Source organism: Arthrobacter sp. TmtSoilC79, from assembly GCF_059739405.1.
Genome location: NZ_AP046051.1, coordinates 1,153,534 through 1,173,194, shown reverse-complemented (window position 1 = coordinate 1,173,194; position 19,661 = coordinate 1,153,534). Strand labels below are relative to the sequence as shown.

Annotated in this window: 12 protein-coding genes; 4 read left to right on the top strand and 8 right to left on the bottom strand. The window is 56.4% G+C overall.

The annotated features are described in order from the left end of the window. Positions 1-59 precede the first annotated feature (59 nt). The 4 genes from AC6JA3_RS05460 to AC6JA3_RS05445 all read left to right on the top strand — a co-directional run bounded on the left by AC6JA3_RS05460 (position 60) and on the right by AC6JA3_RS05445 (position 8,502). Positions 60-3,005: a heparinase II/III domain-containing protein gene (locus AC6JA3_RS05460; protein WP_497919959.1), complete on the top strand. Its 2,946-nt coding sequence runs from the start codon at positions 60-62 to the stop codon at positions 3,003-3,005. Between the two features lie 172 nt (positions 3,006-3,177). After that, a complete protein-coding gene (locus tag AC6JA3_RS05455) occupies positions 3,178-5,208 on the top strand; it encodes a glycosyltransferase (protein ID WP_139183419.1) in 2,031 nt (676 codons plus the stop codon). Further along, the gene (locus AC6JA3_RS05450; RefSeq protein WP_091549769.1) at positions 5,174-6,940 is read left to right on the top strand and encodes a heparinase II/III domain-containing protein; all 1,767 of its coding nucleotides are present in this window, start codon (positions 5,174-5,176) and stop codon (positions 6,938-6,940) included. The genes AC6JA3_RS05455 and AC6JA3_RS05450 overlap by 35 nt, the downstream gene beginning before the upstream one ends. Before the next feature lie 380 nt (positions 6,941-7,320). Further along, positions 7,321-8,502: a D-glucuronyl C5-epimerase family protein gene (locus AC6JA3_RS05445; protein WP_497919958.1), complete on the top strand. Its 1,182-nt coding sequence runs from the start codon at positions 7,321-7,323 to the stop codon at positions 8,500-8,502. Positions 8,503-8,559: 57 nt separating this feature from the next. On the opposite strand, the gene AC6JA3_RS05440 is transcribed toward AC6JA3_RS05445, so the two are convergent. The 8 genes from AC6JA3_RS05440 to AC6JA3_RS05405 form a co-directional block, all read right to left on the bottom strand. Beyond that, positions 8,560-11,223, bottom strand: a complete 2,664-nt coding sequence (locus AC6JA3_RS05440) for a glycosyltransferase (RefSeq protein WP_497919957.1) — start codon at positions 11,221-11,223, stop codon at positions 8,560-8,562. Further along, positions 11,223-11,561 (bottom strand): hypothetical protein, encoded by a 339-nt coding sequence (locus tag AC6JA3_RS05435; RefSeq protein WP_497919956.1) that lies wholly within the window; start codon positions 11,559-11,561, stop codon positions 11,223-11,225. Before AC6JA3_RS05435 ends, AC6JA3_RS05440 begins: the two co-directional genes overlap by 1 nt. 38 nt (positions 11,562-11,599) lie before the next feature. Continuing rightward, entirely contained in the window at positions 11,600-12,898 is a 1,299-nt protein-coding gene (wecC, locus tag AC6JA3_RS05430; protein WP_497919955.1) for a UDP-N-acetyl-D-mannosamine dehydrogenase, read from the bottom strand. Positions 12,899-12,915: 17 nt separating this feature from the next. Continuing rightward, the gene (locus tag AC6JA3_RS05425; RefSeq protein ID WP_497919954.1) at positions 12,916-14,820 is read right to left on the bottom strand and encodes a glycosyltransferase family protein; all 1,905 of its coding nucleotides are present in this window, start codon (positions 14,818-14,820) and stop codon (positions 12,916-12,918) included. Position 14,821: 1 nt separating this feature from the next. After that, positions 14,822-15,715 carry an ABC transporter ATP-binding protein gene (locus tag AC6JA3_RS05420; RefSeq protein WP_280623375.1) on the bottom strand — a complete coding sequence of 298 codons (894 nt, stop codon included), beginning with the start codon at positions 15,713-15,715 and terminating at the stop codon, positions 14,822-14,824. Next, complete coding sequence (locus AC6JA3_RS05415) at positions 15,702-16,589, bottom strand: ABC transporter permease (protein ID WP_497919953.1); 888 nt, start codon at positions 16,587-16,589, stop codon at positions 15,702-15,704. The genes AC6JA3_RS05420 and AC6JA3_RS05415 overlap by 14 nt, the downstream gene beginning before the upstream one ends. A gap of 118 nt (positions 16,590-16,707) precedes the next feature. After that, entirely contained in the window at positions 16,708-18,432 is a 1,725-nt protein-coding gene (locus AC6JA3_RS05410) for a glycosyltransferase (protein WP_497919952.1), read from the bottom strand. A gap of 5 nt (positions 18,433-18,437) precedes the next feature. Next, the gene (locus tag AC6JA3_RS05405) at positions 18,438-19,655 is read right to left on the bottom strand and encodes a glycosyltransferase family 4 protein (protein WP_497920621.1); all 1,218 of its coding nucleotides are present in this window, start codon (positions 19,653-19,655) and stop codon (positions 18,438-18,440) included. Positions 19,656-19,661 lie beyond the last annotated feature (6 nt).

Genomic DNA, 19,661 nt, shown 5'->3' with positions numbered 1-19,661 from the left:
GATAGTGCTCGAATGTGGCCGTTCAGGGCAGATAGCTCGACTATGGCGTAAGGAATCGCATGACCACCCACACAGTAGATCTCGACGTCGTTCGTCGCCAGACGTTCGGAGAGATGTTCAGGACGAGGTCAACGGACCGCGCACTGGCTGACGAAATCATCGGTGGCACGCTCAGCATTCGTCCGCACCCTGCGTGGAATTTCGAAGATGGCGTCGACTGGAAAGCAGATCCGTTCGGGCAACGGAATTGGCGGGCGCAACTCCACATGCTGCGGTGGCTGGAACCGGTCCGCCGGATTGCCCTGGCTGGAGACCGCGAAGCACAGGCGTTTTGGCTCAAAACATGCAAATCTTGGATTGAAGCCAACCCTCAGTCGGATCCCAAGGTGAGGGACCAGCAGGGCAACTTCGTCAGTTATGCGTGGGCTGACATGGTGGAGGCACTGCGTGCAATGGTCCTGACTTTCGGCCTGCCGTTGATCCATGAGGGCGAAAATCAATGGCTGATCGAGTCCATTCACGCGCACGGCCTATGGCTCGCAGACTCCAAACATCTCGGTCATTCAAATCATGCCCTGCACCAACATCAGGCTCTCTTCGTCATCGGCTCAGCTTTCGGAAACGCGGAATGGACCGAACTGGCAGTTCAGCGCCTCTCGAGCTTGTTCGAAGAAAACTATGACGAACAAGGCGTAAATATCGAAGGGGCGATCGGATACCACAAAAATAATCTTGTGTGGTGGGAAGAGGCCTTCAAGCGCCTGGATATGGAAGGCGTGCCTCGTCCTGCGTCTGCTGAGAGACTGAACCTCGCCTACCTCGAACTCGCGCATGCGACAAAACCCGATGGCACTTTCGAATTGATTGGTGACACTGAAGCCACCACTCCGGGCGCTTTGTCGTCCCCTGAATTGGATTACGTTAAGTCGGAAGGTGCTACGGGACAACCGCCCGCTGAGCTGACCAAGATCTACCAGAAGGGGTATGTCTTCGGACGCAGCGGTTGGGGCGATCACGAACGTGACTTCAAGAAGGAAGCGTTCTATTCCTTGTCCTTCGGCAAGGCCAACCGCGTACATGGTCACCAAGATGGCGCTTCCCTGACCCTTCACTCAAACGGGCACCCTTGGCTGGTGGACGCCGGTAAGTACGCATACAAAAAAGATGCAATGCGTGACTATTGCCTGTCCAGGCTTGGACACAACGTGGTGGAAGTCGAAGACAGGGTATATAACCCCAAGGCCGAAGTGGCCCTTAGTAGATCATTCACCAGCGATGAAGTTGACGACTTCACTTTCACGGATTCCGGGTATAAGGGCGTGGAATTGAAGCGCCGAGTGGTCTACTGCCGTGGCGGCGAGTTTTTTCTCGTCATAGACAACGTCTTCAGTGCCGATGAAGTCTCAGCCAGGCAGCGCTGGCACCTTGACACTGAGACTGCGACGGAGGACGTTCCGGGCGGCCTGCGTTTGGACCGCGACGGCGGGTCTGCCTTCCTTCTTTGGAAGGGCAACGCACCCGCCATCTCTACGGTGAAGGGTTCAGAAGAACCCTTTGACGGCTGGATGTCCAGGAAATGGATGGAGAAACTGCCAACCCAAGTCGTGTCCGCGACGCAGAGCGGACGTCGCTTCCGGTTCATCACAATCATTGCTGCACCTCAGTCGGGCAAGTTCTCCGTAAAGAAAATGGATGCCACAGGGGGTCGAATAGCGCTGAGTGCGCTCTCGGGACGCTATCAGTTCAACCTGATCGTGGAAGAAGACCGCGCTTCGGTATCCCTCGGGGAGGAAGGAACTATTTCCTCCGAACTGGATGACGTGAGGTCGGCTTGGCTCAAAACCATGGACCTTTGTCGCGACGCAGAAGTAGTGTGGGCAGCTCCCAAACCAGATGACGGGCTCTTCACTTCGAGGTACTGGGGCCGGTTGAAGGCATGGGTTACCCAGCAGGACAACACTCGAAGTGCGCGTCTGGAAGCTCTAACCATCCTTCTCAACATCCTCCTGGACGCCCCGGACAACACAAGTGACGATCAAGGTTTACGCACTGGCATCGTTGATCTCCTGGGGAACGACCTCACCGGGGAAATCGAGCTGAACAACAGCGCTCTGGGCGTGATGCGTGAACCATTGATTGCTTGGACGGGCCTAGATCTTCGTTCAAAGACCTATGGCCGCCAAATCCAGACCATCAATTCCCCGAGTGAGATCGGATTCGAGGACGGCGAGAAGTCAAAGATTTACTCCGCCAATCTGGGAGGCCTTGTCCTTCCCTTCGCAGTAGGACGGGGGCCGTCTGATCTCCTTTCCGTCAGGTTCCACGGCGCGATCAACAGGACCAAGACGACATTGCCTTTCTTCCAAGGACTGACCTCCGAGCTCATGGAAGGGGGAAACCACGCCGTATTCCAAGATCCATCGCTGGACCTCAACAAGAACATGACCCTCTCCTGGTACCTCGGCGATGGCAGCATCAACGTCCATAGGTTCATGGCCGAGTGCATCCGAGAGCTTCAGCGCGAAACAGACGCCACGCGTATCCTCTTGTCCGGCAGCTCAGGCGGCGGATTCACAGCACTTCAGGTTGCCGCCTACCTTCCTGACTCCGTCGCCCTGGTCTTCAACCCCCAGACGGACGTAAAAGAGTACTTCCGGACAAGCGCCGACGTCGCACTTTCCACGTGCCTGAAATCCGACGTCGATGTGGAAGAGGCACGCGCGTTCAGGCTTTCCACGTCGGTGGTCGAGACATATGCCATGCTTGAACAGCTCCCCCGCATCCTCTATGTGCAAAACACTGGCGATACGCATCACGTCACAAAACACCGTAATCCGTTCCGTTTAATGCTGGAATCTGAACACAGCAACCACGAAGACCGGATCGAATTCGTTGATGTTGAGTGGGGCCCAGGGCACGTGGCGGCTAATGCTGAGCTTTATGCCCATTTCCGCTCAGCTGCCCTGGAGCACTTTCCGACGGGTGCCAGTTCCGTAACCAACTGATGCAACACATTTGCACCGACCAGATTTCGTTGACCTAGGAAACACGTTGCACATTAAGAGAAGACTCAGTTCAGACAAGACCATCGGCCTTTCCGCGATTGCGGGTTTTGCCTTCCTATTCATTGGCACGTTGCTGGCCCTCTTGCCACAGGCAGTGTCGACGACAAGCGCAGTGGCTATCATCACTCTGTTTGTCGTGGCTATTGTGGCCTTCAGCTTTGCCAGCACCGGCTTGATTGGAAGACTGAAGGAAAACCGCCGCCTGCAGCGGGAGTCCCAAGCGTCAGTCAAGAAATACCTGCTGACTTTGCAGCGACAGTTGGCGGATGTGACGCAGGCCCAAAGTGCCTCAACAGCACAACTGTCTGACCTGAAGGAGGCATACGGCGCGTCCACAGCACAGTTAGCTGAACTGAAAAAGACCCACCGCGCTTCGATGGCAGCGTTGACCAAGCAAGTCGAGGGCACAACGAAGACAGTTTCCGTCGCCGACCCTGAACTTGAGGCAGAGCGTGAGCGCTTGCTGCAGCTCGTCGAAAACCACAAGTCTGAACTGGAAGAAAAGGTCCAGGAAGTCGAAGTCCGCCACCTCGAACGTCAGTTCAACCTCGTGGCGCTCGACGGCAGCAACTGGCATTTGTTCTCCGGTTCCGAGGTCAAGAAACTTGCCGAGACGCAGTTCAACGCAAAGCCCTTGGCGGTCTACGAGATGCTCGAAGCCCATGCCTGTTTCGACAAGATCAACATGACGTCGCTGCGCGGCCTCGCAAGTGAGCTGCGCAAGCTCGGTTACACAGCCAAGAGTCAACACGTCCTGCGGGTGGTCCTTGACCGCAAGCCCAATGAGAAATTGGCCAGTGCCATCTCTTTGCGTGATGAAGAGGTCAAAATCTTCACTGGTGCCTACAAGCCCGCGCCGCAAGGACCGTACGAGCGCTTCGCACCGAAACCGAACTGCATACTGCACGTAGTGGGCAAAGTTCTCCCTACGACGCAATCGGGATATACGTTGCGAACACACTATACGGCTCTGGCCCAGATCCAGTCAGGTCTGGAAGTCCACGTGTGCAACCAGGTGGGTGACGCAGTGAATGCGGACGTAGCGGAGCAGGTGGAACTCGACGGCGTCACTTACCACCTCCCTACGGGACCTATTCGTGTGAACACGCCCTTGACTACTTGGCTCAGCGCCAACGTGGAGGAACTCGCACGAGTGGTGTCGGAAGTGCGTCCTGCTGTCCTCCATGCCCACTCGGACTTCTTCAATGCACTGTCCGCAAGGGCTGTCGGAGACTACTTCGAGATTCCGGTGATCTACGAAAGCCGCGGCTTCTGGGAGGAGTCCTGGCTTTCCCGAATGGCCCAAGCCAGCGGGATCGAAGACATCGAGGCTTTCAGCAGTCGATGGGGCACTCCTGACACCTATGCATGGCGTCGGGAACGCGAGCGGGATTGCCGGGAAGCGGCTGACCATGTGTTCACCCTCGCCGAAGTCATGAAACGCCGTATAACAGCTGAAGGTTGCCCGGAGGACAAGACCTCCGTAGTGCCAAACGCAGTCAGCGGGGATCAATTCCCGGTTCAAACGAGAAATGCTGAATTGGCCGGCGAACTAGGTATTCAGAGCGACGAAATCGTCATCGGCTACATTTCATCTCTGGTCGAGTACGAGGGAGTACCCGTACTTATCGAAGCATTCAACCAATTGCGTGAGCGCCTCAACGTCCCTGTCCGACTTTTGGTGGTGGGCGATGGGCCAGTCCTCGACGCCCTTAAGACCACAGCGGCGTCGCTCGGGCTCCATGACGCTCTCTTCACAGGACGCGTCCCACATGATGACATCCTGGACTATTACGGTCTCATCGATATCTTTGTTGTTCCACGCACAGCAGCTGCCGTTTGCCAGCTGGTAACGCCCCTGAAGCCCTTTGAGGCTTTTGCCACCGGACGAACGATCGTCATGTCGGATGTCGATGCGCTTAAGGAGATTGCTGAGGCAAGTGGCTCGGCTGCTCTGTTCGAAGCCGGCAACAGTGGCTCTCTCGCCGACGTACTTTTCGAGCTTGTTTCAAGCCCGGAGACTCGGAGCCAGATGGCGGCAGCCGGTGCGGCTTGGGTACGCGAAAGCCGCTCGTGGGAGGCCAACGCGGCAGTCTACAACCACCAGTATGCGAATCTTGCAGCGAATGCAATCCGCGTCTGAATTGCTGTTCCAGCAATTAGCTGACGCTGATATTGAGGCACTTGCGCAATGCGTAGCGTCCAGCCATCGCCCCGACCTATCGAATGCTGTTTGGTTCGACAGCCTCGTCGGCGACTCAGACTCGGATATTGTCAGCAATAGCTGGAAGGCCGGAGACTATGCCCGGCTTGATCTATCGCTGCCACTTTCCTGGGATTCTCTTTGTGCGGAAGACAGAAGCTGGGGCTCCCAGCTGCACGGGTGGAAATTCATGGACAGACCAATTCAGCAGTTCATCCGTACTGGTGAAAGGGCGTACCTTCAATGGTGCCTCGACCGCGCTGTCTCCTGGTCGGATAGGTATTCCGGCCAGGAGACGGACAACCCAATTGTCTGGTACAACATGGCCCTTGGTCAGCGGGCCCTTCGGCTCGCGGGCCTCATCTATCTTGGGGCAAAGAATGGCATGGCTGTCCAGGAAATGCGTTCCCTGCTCAGTGCCGTAGACAGGCACAGACTCGAGTTCTCCTTGGAGAGCTCTTTCAATCCCCGGACCAACCACGGCTATTTTGTGGCGATTGGTCAAACCGTACTTGGCGCAGCCCTTGAAGTTGTTCCCGAGATGAGCGGCCTGGCTGAGGAAGGCCGCCATCGGCTGGCCGTCATGATCCGCACACAATTCCTACCGGACGGCGGCCACAGCGAACACTCCCCCGAATATCATCGAATGCTGATGCAGTCATTTCAGATTGCCGTCGATAATGGTCTGATCGATGATAGGGAGCTTACGGGCCGACTTCGGAAAGCTGCCGACTTGCTGGGCTGGATGATCCAGCCAAATGGCTCATTGGTCCCGCTCGGCGATACTCCTCACATCAACATGGTGGATGGAAGTCATCCTCTCACCCTCAGCCCCGAAACGAACTTCCTGATGTCGAAAGGCTCATCCGGTCAAGCTTGTTCAACGGACTTGGGTGTATTTCCGGAGTCAGGCTATGCCTTCGTGCGGTCGCCTCAGCCGCAAGGCGGAGCCAGCCAACCAACCTCCTCTTATCTGGCATTTACGGCAGCCTTTCACAGTAGGGCACACAAACACGCGGACGATCTCAACTTCGTCTGGTATGACCGCGGGCAAGAGATCCTGGTCGAAGGTGGTCGGTACGGGTACGGACCACAACTGCCCGCTGACTCGCCTCTTCGCGCGGACGGCTTTTACTACGCCGATCCCTTCCGACGCTTTGTGGAGTCCACATTGGCCCATAACACGGTAACGGCCAACGGCCGGAACCATGACCGCCGTCGGGCCCCAGTGGGTTCTGGTCTGGGATCGTGCGTCCAAGTAGGCGACATGTTTATCCTGCACGGCCGAATGGACCATGGAGGCTGGACCCACCGGAGGACACTTGAGTTCAGGCCTGGCTATGGGCTAACTGTTACAGATGACGTGCAATCCACGGACGCCGTCAAGCGGGACTACCAGGCCTGGTTCAATCTTTCTGGGGCCTTGCAAGTACAAGAGTCCGCGACGGCAAGCCTGGCATGGTCGCCAGTCGGTGGAAAATGGCAACTCACATTAGAGACGGAACCGGGCACTACGCTTCATGGCCCCGTCCGTGAGTCCGACAACCCCCTCCGAGGATGGCGGTCCGTCGAGGACGGAACCCGCGAGGGTGTTTGGTCCATATGCCTTGAGGCAAAAAATACGCGGCATCACGTATTCAGAAGCACATTCACCTTGGACAGCGTCATCTAGGTTTCATCTGGAATCTACACCGATTGCGACGCTGTAGTTTGCCGGTCCACGACTGGCTATCAGTGAGTTTGCACGTTCGCCGCGGCGGGATCGCCTACAAGCACGTCTGGTTGTTAAGGCGCCATCAACGTCAGGCTGCAATAGTGTGACTGTAATTTCCGTCTGAACATCCGCCCTGTCGGTTCCAACAGGTAACGTTGGTCTTTGGTAATTCCAACCTAACAAATGGGGAACTCATGGGCTCAGCCACCGGCTATGTAACAAATGAATATGAGGTTGGTTTGCCGCCACTTCGTATGGAGCGTAAGGCGATTTGGGATTACTACCGAATCGAATTCCTGCCCAACGGCTATCCTGGCCGCCGTACTGATGGCGTGCTGATGGCGCATCCCATTTATGGCCCGTATGTCATCACGGACTATTTGATCCAGTATGGGCTCACTGATGACCCGGCATTCCTCAAGGCTGCCATTCAGGTGGCAGACGTCTCCGTCGCCATGATGGAGCCGCTGCACGACGGGTTGGTATTCAACTACGACGAGGAAAGATCCAAGGTTTCCAGCAAAAAGGGGACCTGGTACAGCGGCCTCACGCAGTCCCGTTACGTAGATGTCCTGAGCAAGCTCCAGGCCTACCCCGGCACCGAACGCTTCCGTGAACCACTAAAGGCTGTTTTGAACAGCTTGACCATCCCTGTCCAGGACGGCGGCGTGGCCCGCTACACCGCCGACGGGGGACTGATTATCGAAGAGTACCCCGCCACGTTCCCGAACTGCACACTCAACGGTTGGACCACAGCGACGTGCATCCTGTTGGACGTCGCGAAGTCCACGAACGACGACCGCGACTGGGCGGTGTTCAACAAGTCCGTGCGAGGCATGGAAAGCATCATCAGCCTCTACGACGTCCCGGAACTCGCGAACTCCCGATACAAACTCGAAGGTGACGCCACGTTCCAGCTCACAGCCACTGGCAGCGACGTGCAAGTGACGGATTGTCAGGTAGTGGTTCCCTCTGCCGGCATCTTCCCTGCGAACATAGAAGGGGACCAGGCCGGGGAAGCGCTCAAAGCCGGCCCATTGAGCATTCGCGACGGCAAGTTGGGCAGGGTCAAAGTCCGTTTGAGTAGGTTCTCTTGGCCTGCGCCCAACAGGCTTTTGCTGAAAGTCAGCGCTGAACGTGCAGCGCAGCTCAAGGTGGCTATCGGGGAGACGACCTACAATCCCTTTGGGAGCGTGCCGAAGGTGACCGGTCAGAAGCACCTTCAAGAGTTCGCTCTGGTGCCCGGCGAGAACCTTGTTGAGGTTCCGGTACCCTGGATTGCTGCGGAGATGATTGCGCACCCCACGAACTTCTCCAAAAAGCTCACCGGTCGGCAGTTTAACGTTTATCACTACATCCACATTGATACGCTCACGAAGATCGTGGAGCAGACCAACAGCGAGATTCTGCGTTACTACCTCGACAAGTGGAGGCACGCTCCGTCGCTGTGGGCTGACCACCCCGCATATCAGGACGAGCGCCTGATGCTTGAACGCTTCGACATGCACAAGCACAAATAGCCCCAACCGAAATCGCCCCAACCCTCTGAGCGGGTAGGGGCGATTGTCATGCGGCGCTTAGGCCTGGTGGAGTGCTGAAGTGTCGCCCTCCATGATCGCTGACACTTCAGGATCTTCCCAGGATATGGGCGAGTAAATTTGGCCCAGTTGCTGGATCAGCTCAACACATTCGGCAATATCGTTCTCTGGTACACGCTTGAGTTTGTGGATAAACCAATGCTTCATGAAAGTTTGGGCACGCCCTGCTTTGTAGTCGGACATTAGGCCGACTTCCTCCAGCCACGCGGCACGGGCTGTCTCCAAAGGCAAGTACTTCTGGAAGAACCGGGGACCGAGTGTGTTCACCACCGAATTTTGTACCGCGCCATAATAAATATGGATAGGCACTTCGAGGACATCGATCCTGCGAGCGTAGTGCACCAACTGCTGGAAGAAGAATGAATCCTGACCAAGCGCGCCCACAGGCTGCTCAAGACGAAGATCCTTCAACCACGCCGAATTGAGCACTGCGGCCTGGATACTCATCGGGTAGAAGTCCAGGCGGTTCAAGAGGCTGCCAGAGTCGCCGTCGCCCTCTGCGGATGACGTGTCCAAATTCCGGCCCAATTTTCGGGAATTATGAAAAGTCCTAATGCCGTCCGAATATCTGAGCATGTCGCCCCAGGCTAGATCCAGAGATTCATCTACTGCCAATTGCACGAGCTTTGCATAGCCGTCACAGATTGCTTCATTATCGGGATCCAGATACGTTACCCAAGGCGCTGTAGCCAGCTCCAGCCCCTTATTCCGCGGCCTGGACGCACTGCCCGAACCAGTATCACCAAACTTGAAGACCGTGACTTGTCTGTGCCGCTCTGCCAATTCGTCCAGTATTTGGTGCGTGCGTAGATCGGTCGATCCATCATCAACCAGAATGATCTCCATGTTGGCAAAAATTGACGATCGCTCAAGAGACCTAACGCATTTGTGGAGAAGGAACGGACCGTTGTTGTAAACGGGCACAATGACGGAAAGAATCTTTTCTGTAGGCACTGACGCCGGTTCCATCAGTGACAAGGTATCCAAGCGTCCCGTGATACCCAGGGGATCGAGTACATAGCCATTCCCTTGCACACGGCCACCCTGACGGTACGCTTGCCCGGCAACAGAGTCGAGCCACACGGCACCCGCAGCAGGTTCTGGCAAAGCGGAAAATGACTCGTGCTCCGGCATCGACCCTGTGTTTCCAGCGATGTTTGGCACTGACTTCGTGACGAAATCAACATCAGCATACTTGAATGCGTTGATCAGGTCCTCGACGTAGGTTGGCGCGTATTTGAACCTGTCCGACACAGGAACAGCGATATCGAACTCGTTGTATCGTTCCCGCAGCTGCTCCGGGCTCAGGGTTTCTATCCCCTTGTAGGTTTGTCCCTCGAGGGTGCGCATAAGTTCTTCCGACTGTGATTCAACCACGGCGCACACCCTTGCCGGAGAAGCTCCCTCCGCTAACCCAGCCGCTTTCAAAATCTCTGCCATGCGGTCGTGCGCGAGGTGATCAGAGTAGGCCCGCCTGAGACCTTCCATTTGGACTTCATAGAGAGTGGTCTTTGATATTCCGTCCAAAACGTCACGCACATCGGACGTAGTCTGCGCCGTCAGGACGTTGGGGAATCTGTTGTTAACGCCCACGTTGTAGTTGGACAAGACCATTGAACCCATGGCTTGAAGTTCAACAACCCGGTTCGCGTACATCGAACCACTGGATATAACGGAATTCAGATTGATATTGAAATCCGAGATCCTCTGCAGCTTCAGAAGCAGATCATGCTCAACGGATGGTACGACGTGCTGAAGATACTCTTCCGGAAAGAAGTACCTACTGTTTTCCAACGACCAGTTTCGATCAATGATTACCAGGTTCCGCGACGATTCGAGGACACCGTCGAAGATGGCTTTCGCCCCGGACCGACGCGCCGGATACCTCTGTGTATGCCACGAGCCAGCAAACAACACATCCGGCAGGCGGTGTCTACGCGAATAAACCGGTGAGTGGTGATATGGATTCACGCCAAAGCTCAAAACCCCAATGGAGGCAGCATCAAGGCAATCCTTGGTGTAGTCCAGGACGCTTTCCTCTGCACAAGTGAAAACATGGTCCGCCGCCTTGGCAATGCTAAGGAATTGAAGATAATTTGGCGGGTCCTCCTTGGAATAGAAGGCGATGGGTGTCCCTTTGGCCCTGAAGTACGGGATGACCGTCTCAAGAAGAAGCTTCCGTTTTTTCGATTCGGGAGTCGCGAGCCCTTTCCATTCACCGTTTAGTCCACGCCAGGTGCTTGCGATGAGCAAGAGTCCAGCATTGCCGGCAATCTCCTGGTAATTTTCCGGAGTGACGTAACCAAGACGTGCGGTTGAGTCGAAGCTTTTGTAAAGGAACTCGTCGGCGATAATGGCGACGTCTACCGCATGAGGATGGAGGCTTCTGGAACCCAAAGTTTCGGGGAGATCATCCAGGACTGGACGAAGGTCCTCAATGTAGCCCTGAATGAACGACGCATTCCGTCGAGTCAGGTATCTCCGTTTTGTGGTCGACGGTAAAATTGGTTCCCCGGCGAGGACGGAATCAAGGTAGAGCTTAGACGTGTAGAAGCCCTGCCGGGAGTCCGATGACGTCTCGCAGTATTCGAGTTCCTCCAGGCGCTTTTTAGCACGCCAAAGGCGATTCTCCGAGTCACTCATCAAGGCTTCCCCCGTCCGTTGCGCCTGCGCAGACGCCAATACTTCAGTTGCAACCGACCGAGTGTCGAATTGGACAACGCTTTCAGCTTCTTCTCACGCTCTGCCAGTTCTTTTTGACTGGCTGCCAATTTTTCACGGTACATGTCCAGTTTAAGGCGGGCCGTGAAAAGCTCCTGGCTGAACTGCCGCCTCTCGGCTACCACAGAGGCCATCCCTACTTCACGCTGGTAGGCGTCGCGCAATTCTGCCTGCAGCTTTTCGATCTGGACATTGTGCGCAAGTGCTGCACGACTAATGCCCTGCCGAATCTGCTCGACGTCCCCGTTGTTGCGGTCCATAAAGTAGTCAGTCTTCCTCTGTGGTAGCCGAAGTGTCGTTAGTTGACGGCGTGGGCTACTGTGGCAACTGCCTCAGAATGCGCGTCAGGACCCCAGATGCCTCGGGAGTCAATTACGGTCTTGCCGGCGTAGGCCGCAGGAGAGATCGACTTGAACTCGTCGTGGTCCACCAGGACCACAATGACGTCAGCCTTGGAGATAGCCTCTTCCGTGGCCACGAGTTCGACATTCGAGCGGTCCCGAAGCACAGCAGGAAGGGACTCGACGTGTGGTTCGACAACCAAAAGCTTCGCAGTCGGAAGCTGTTCAGCCAGTGCGGCCGCAATGCCGATGGACGGCGACTCGCGCAGGTCATCGATATTGGCCTTAAACGCCAGCCCAAGGGTGGCGATAACCGGCGCAGCTCCAACTGCTTCAGCAGCCTTGCGCGCCTTCTCCACTACCCACTCCGGCTTCGAATCGTTGGTAATGCGAGCCTGGCGGATGAGCTGGGCTTCCTCCGGAGCAGCAGCCACGATGAACCACGGATCCACTGCGATGCAGTGACCCCCCACGCCGGGACCGGGCTGCAGGATGTTAACCCGCGGGTGATGGTTTGCCAAGCGGATCAATTCCCAGACGTCGATTCCGAGCTTGTCACTGATGATGGAAAGTTCATTTGCGAAAGCAATGTTCACATCGCGGTACGAGTTTTCCACGAGTTTGGCCATTTCGGCTGTCACATCATCCGTAACCAGAATTTCTCCCTGGCAGAAGACCGCGTAGAGGTCTTTGGCCAGTTCTGCAGCAGCAGGCGTAATGCCACCCACAATTCGGTCGTTGGTGACCAGTTCAATCATCACACGACCAGGCAGAACCCGCTCGGGGCAATGGGCGAAGTGAATGACCGGTGCACCGTTGGCGCCGTCCAACGAAAGGTCAGGCCTCAGCGCAAGAATGTAATCAGCCATGTGACGCGTAGCGCGAGGCGGCGAAGTCGACTCAAGAATCACGAGTTCGTCGCCCTTGAGCTGGGGTGCGATTCCACGAGCAGCTGCTTCAATGTAGCTCAGGTCGGCAGAGTGGTCGTCGCGGAACGGAGTAGGCACGGCTACGATGTACGCTTCGGCGGACGGAGTTTCAGTTGTTGCTTTGAGGTGCCCTTGGCTCACGGCACCGGCCACGTGAACACCCAGGTCAGGTTCCACGAATGGAACCTCGCCACGATTTACGGCATCGACCGTGTTTTGGTTTACGTCAATTCCTACAACATTGATGCCATTGGTCGCAAGGATGGCGGCCGTCGGAAGCCCAATATATCCAAGTCCGACAACAGCTACAGTTTTGATGTGAGTCATTTACTTCCCCTTTTTTGTTAAACAGTTATTTGTTCTTTGGGATCTCCAAAGAACCTGATTTCGCCGGACGCAGCCAGTTCTTCATCTGAGACATCCCAGGTATGACCGTCGCCCTGCCGCATCTGACAGAAATTAAATCTGTCAGCAGAATAAATGGAGCCACCCGCGGTGGTGACGGCCTTCAGAAAGGCTGTATCTTCGCCGCGGTTAACAGCTTCAAAAGGATGGGACTCAAAGACCTCACGTCGCGCCGTGATAGTTGGTCCCACAACGAATCGGGTTAACCGGTGCTCCATATGGGCCGTCCGGAGCACAGTGGCTTTGCTCGATTGAAAGTGCATGTAGTGCGCTTGCTTACCTACGACGTCGGCATCCGAGTAGTCCAATGCGTGCAAAAGGTCCACAAGATACTGAGGACCGTAGTAGTCATCGTCATCCATCTTCGTGAGCACTTCATGTGAAGAGGCTGCGACGCAGCGGTTCAGGCATTCACCCAATGTCACGTCCCTCGACGCGGTCAGAAGCTTGAAGCGTTCAACTCCGTACTTTGCGGCCAGTTCCTCAACATAGTCGAGGGCTGCTTCGAAGCCGTGCGTCAGAAGAACCAGCTCAATGTCTACGTCCGTTTGACTGCCGATGGTTGCGAAGACGTGCTCCAGCTGATGTGGCCTGATGGTTGGTACGAGCGCGCTGACCGTTGGCACTGCAATCGGTCGGAGCTTCTCCGGGAGAACAGATGCGACGATCATTTCCGCCCTATGGGCATAGGTGTGTTCGTTCCAGATACGCCGCTGTCCCCTATGTACTACCCGATCGTTGAGTTCGGAGCTCCGCGCCAACATTCTGATCTGGTGCTCACCTTGCTCTTGCGAGCCTGCAACGAAGACCTCGTCAGATGCAAAGAAGTGGCCAATAGCCGCGCTGGGTGTTGACACTATAGGCGTCCCCGAAGCGGTAATTTCGAAAATCCGCCGGGCACACATGCTGGGCGATCCCACAACCGAATTGACGTTGAGAAATACCTTGTAGGCCCGGTAAGCGGTCAACATTTTCGCGTAATCCAGACTTCCGACCACATGTTCATCAAAAGGTACTGGGAACTGGTAGCCGGAGTCACCACCAAGCTGACGCGAAAAGATATCGAGCCTTGGCCCGGACTTTGACGACGCATCCCTTGCCGCGTTCAGAAGCAGATCCATCTGCTGCCGGCGTTCAGGGTACTTATGGGCGAAGTACATTCCAGCGAAGGCGACGCCCCTGGAGTGGCGACCTTGGCCAATGCGGATCGGATTGTGAATTGCTGGTTGAGCGGCAAACGGCAGAGCTGCTACGCGGACGTGGCCCAAGTCCTTCTGATAGGACGGGATGCGGTCTGAGTCACTGGTGAAAACCGCATCGAACTCGCGAGCCGCTGGGAGGAAGTCATCGTAGTGAGGCGGATCCTCTTTGTTCCAGAAGACAGTGGGAATCCCCTGTCTTCGACACCAAGCCACCAGCGCCAAGAACTCAGGCTTTGGTCCGGATGTGCCCATGAGCTGGTACTTCCATGAGCCCTGATTGCCGTTCCAGGCGGACTCTACAAATAGGAAATCAATCGACGTTTCCGCCAACTGCTCCTTCCATGAGTCTTTCCGAAGATGCAACAGGTTCCACTCGTACGAGTACGCAGCACTGGAGAAGTCATCAAGAATCACGCCGACCGTAAGGTCCTGGCGCCGAGGCCTGCGATCAGGAATCCGATACGGCCCAAAGGCAGCCAGGTTGGAAGGCTCCGGCCCAGACCCAGCCCTCACCTTACGTTGGCCTCGGGAACTGTCGATTCGTTTCTCGACTTTTTGTCTCCTGCGCCACTCCAGTAGTTGGTTCAGGCCTCCTTGCCGAAAATGCCAGGCAGCTTTGCGGATGTCATCGACCAGCAACATGTCAGCGTCCTTCCATTCGGCGCCCGCTGGCTCGCTCGAGCACACGTGTAGCGACAAGGTTTGCCCGGGCTTCATCCTTGATGCCGGCCGCGGTGAGATTGTTTCCGCGGGAAAGGTTGGATGAGAAGTCTTTGTAAGTAGCTGTCACGTCTTCAGCGGGCCCGTCCATGATGAGCTCGCCCTTGTCCAGCCAGATCACCCGGCTGCACATGTCCCGGATCGTATCCAGGCCGTGACTGACAATGAAAACGCAACCCGCTTGAGCGCGTAGCTCATCCATGCGCGCTTTACTTCGGTTATTGAACTGGGCATCGCCAGTATTCAGCGCCTCATCCACCAACAGGATTTCCGGATTAACGGATGCCGCGATGGCAAAGCGCAATCGTGAAGCCATGCCTGAGGAGTATGTCTTCATCGGCAGGAAGATAGCGGAATCCAACCCAGAGACCTCGACAATACTGTCAAAACGTGCATCGATCTGTTCTCTGGTCATGCCCATGGCCAAGCAGCCCAGGACAACGTTCTGATCACCGGATAGTTCGGGGACCAATGCGGCATTTACGCCAAGCAGGACCGGGGTGCTCGAAGCATAGACAGCGCCATGAGTGGGAGCGACCTGTCCGCTGATCAGCTTCATCATTGTGCTCTTGCCAGAACCATTCCGGCCAATAATGCCCACTGATTCGCCTCTTTCCACGACCAAAGAGATCTCTTTGAGCGCGGATACAGTAACCAGGTTCGGTCGTTCCAGCAGACTCGTAATCCTGCCTCTGATACCCCTTCTGCTTGACGTACTGCGTCCGTCGGAAGATGGCACCCTGTAGGTCATCCGGACCTTGTCGATGACAACACAAGGGGGACCATCCAAAAAAGCAGTCGAATCAATCGCGCCCATAGGTCTCCTCCCCCTGCCAGAAAAATACGAAACCAACCAAAAGTGCTCCCAGCGCTACTACACCCAAAGTGGCCCACGACTCCCAAGCAGGAACACGGTCGTAGAGGACACAGCTCCGAACGATGTCGATGACATTGAAGAGCGGATTGAACTTCATCACCGCCAGAATTGTCGGATCGGAAACGAAACGTTCGTAGGAGTAGAAAACAGCAGAGCCGTACATCCAAGCACGAATAGCGAACGGAAGAAGGTGCGTAATGTCATGCACCTTGGAGATAATCCGAGCAAGGATCAGTCCAATCCCAAGATTGAAGACGCCTTGAAGGATCACCGCTGGAATGGTCAGCAGCCACAAGAGGCTGACCTTTTCCGCAGGCGGCACCAGAACTATGAGAAGAAGCATTCCCAGGATGAGTGGCACAGCAGAGAGCATCTCTCGCATGTTGGCCCCCAGAGGCAGAGCTGCCCGGGGAAAATTAAATGCTTGGACGACCGACTTGCCGTTACGGATGGAACGCGCGCCTGAGGTGATTGCGCCAGCGCTGAATTGGAAGAGGAAGATTCCAACCACCAAATAGCCGACGAAATTCTCGATGCCATGGCTGGTCTGTAGCAACAGTCCAAACACGAAGTAGTACGTCAAACCGTTAAAGACAGGATTCAGCAGAAGCCATGCGCTGCCGAGCCGGTCCTTTCGTGTTCCACTCTGCACCCGGGCCCGGGCGTCGTAGAAAATAAACTGACGATAGTCCCACAACTGGACCAGGTAGTCGAGAAACCCCGGGCGGGATCCCACTCTGGAGAGCTTCCTGATGTCTACCGACAACGGCTGTATGGCCGCCGGCGGTGGAAGCTTAGCCTTCTTTGCCGACACTAAATGGTTCTCCTTGATCGTTTCGAGCACACTGCGTTGCAAGCCCAAACCAACTGAACCAGTCCGTCGTCGTGGGTGCACAAAGGCGCCGCAGGCGTTGCCATACCGTCCTCTGGCATCAGTTGCCCCTCAATGTCTCGTAAGCCTTGCCATACAGATCTGCGTTCGCCTTCCAAGTCCGAGTGGCCAGGACTTCCCGGCGGCCTGCGGCGCCAAAGCGGCGACGCAGCCCTGCATCCCCAAGCAATTCAAACAGTGCTTCAGCCAGCGCTTGAGGTTCCTGCGCACCCACCAAACGGCCGTTTACCCCGTCATGCACAATTTCCCGTAGGGCACCAAGATCACTGGCAACTACAGGCCTTCCCGATGCCAACGCCTCGACTGGCTTTAGCGGCGTGACCGCCCTTGTTACGGCGAGGTCCTTCCGGGGCACAACGAATACGTCCAAAGCCTGGTGGAAGAGATGCGCTTGTGCGGCCGGCACCCGCCCTGCGAAATGAGTCCGTTCCGACAAACCCAGTCGCCGGACCTGATCCTGAAGTGCAGACGCGGCCGCCCCATCTCCTACGATGATCAACTTCAACTTTGACAGCCGAGGTGCAAGCAGTGCAAATGCTGTGACGAGATCATCAATGCCCTCATAGTCCACAAGGCTGCTGACCGTTCCTATGTAGAGCCCTCCTGGGTCCAAGCCCAGGGCCAGTCGCGCCGCCTCATGCTCGAGCGGTTCGTTCAAGTAGGACCCGCCTACGGCATTTGGACAGATCAGAACATTGTTTGCCGGGACTCCCAATGCAACAATATTGCTTTTCATGGCCTCACCAAGAGTTACCACCAAGTCTGCGCTGCGCATTACATCGGCCTCGCGCTCCACAAACAATCGGTATCGTTCGCTGTCCCGGGCATCATCTCCGCGGGTCGATGCCCACGTATCGGCCAGCTGGCCTCGTACTTCGTAAACCCAGGGTATGTCCAAGGCGCTGGCTACTTCCCGCGCAACCAAGCCATTCACGAAGTGGGTAGTCGTGTGGAGAACAGCCGGCTTGAAGCTTCGAGCTGTTTTCAGCAGTTCATCAGCCTGTTGCTGGAGTCGACCATCCATGGACTTGGCCATGTGCGTTGGCAACAGCCGCGTGTAGCGGACCCCGTCCACCACATCAACCGTCCGCGCTGTGAGCGCACCGATCTGCACGGGATACCCCAGGCGAGTGACGGCCAGCGTCTCCCAACCGGAGTTCTGTTGCGCCGTGAGGATCGAGTGACTTCTCCGGGCGTAACCGCTACCCGTGTGAGGCACGGAATTTGTCAAGAGGTGCATGATGCGCCGGGGCTGCGGGGCGGAACCCAGTTTCGGTAGAACGGGACGCCAGCCTTGAAAGACCCTTAGCTCAGATGCCAGGCGCTCGCTCTGTCTGGCCATCCCTGAAGACTGACCTGCCAGAACCTCTACGGCTCCAGACATGTCACCGTCGTACCACTTGCGTCTAGCCGAAGTCGCGGGAACTTGACGAGCTCCCGCGGCCCGCTGCAAGAACCTATCCGCCCATTCAGGCTGTCCTGCCGCAAGGGCAACTTCGCTTGCTTTCCGAGCCTGGTTGGCACTGATCTTTTGTGTCGTGGCGCTCTCAAACCGCTTTACCAACCCGGCGGCATCACCGGCAGCGTGGCTTGCGAGTAAAAATAACGGCTTACCGGATCTTGGCGCCACCTTGGCGACCATCGCCGCAGCAGGTCCAACAACGGATGAGGGCAGCCGTCGCAGCACCATGAGCACCAGCATGAATGGTGCCTCCGTCAGATGCTCAATGACAGTGCTTGCGGCCAACCTGAAGTTGTTTATCACGTGGATCACCTTGAATTCCGCCGTCCTGCGGCACGGGAATTCTCGCTGATTACCGTTGCGATCTCTCGCATATATTGAACGGCGAGGTGGGCATAGTCCGCGTGCTCGCTCACCCAGTCCCTGCCACTTTTACCTGCCGCCAACCTTTGGCGATCCTGGGCAAGCTCGCGCCATAGTTGAGCAACCGCTTCAGGACTGGCATGAACCACGTCGCCTGCCTTGGCCTCACGGACAATTCGCTCAGCCTCACCCCGAACGATTGCCGTCACGTGCCTGCCGATCGCCAAAACCTCGTAGGTCTTGGACGGAACGGTCGTTTCAAACGATTTCCAGTCATCGCGAAGGGACACGATACAAGTGTCTGTTTCCCTATATTTTTCCAGCACCGCTGGTCCGTGAAGCGACGGATAGAACGTCACTGGCGCATTCAACTCTCTCGCCAGCTTGACCAGTTGAGGTCGGGTGGTTCCTTGCCCGACCAAAGTAAGGTGAAATCCATCCCCCAACAACGCGCTGGCCCGGATCAGGATGTCCAGTTTCTGGCTCTTGCCGTGATTTCCAAGATACAGAGCACGAAACTCCTTACGGTCAAGGGCAGGCGGATCCAGAAACGGGACGGTATGGAGATCCAGGCCATTACTTACAGTAGCTACGTGCTTGATGCCCCTCGCCCTGAGCGTGTCAGCGAACCCTTCGGTCACTGTTACAACCAAGTCGGCCCGTTGCTGCAAGAACTCCACAGCGTGCTCCACGACGCTCTTCACGCTGCCCTGAACGATACGGGCGTCGCGGGCCAGGTCCGGCCAAGCGTCACGCATCTCAACAATAAAAGGGACTCCCCTGAGCTTGGAGAGCAGATAGCCGGTAGCTAAGGTAGGCAGGCTGGGAGCCGTGGCGAGTATGGCGTCGGGCTTCTTGCCTCCCAGGCCCACAGGGACAGACATTATGGCCGAGAAGAGCTGATCCACGAATCGAGCCAGGGATGAAGTGCCCATATGTCGCAGATAGGGGACGCGGCGGATAACCTCGCCGTGCAACCCTCGTTGGTGTGAGAAAGCCAGTCCTGCTTGCCTGCGGGGCAGGTTCCGCCGGCCATTCGGATAATGCGCTACAGGCGCGACGACGTCAATGTCCCACCCCGCCTTGCGGAATTCCCGGGTGAGGGAAGCCCATCTACGTTGAGGCGGGCTATGTTCGGGCCAGTACGAGTGAGTGAGGAGCATGAGGCG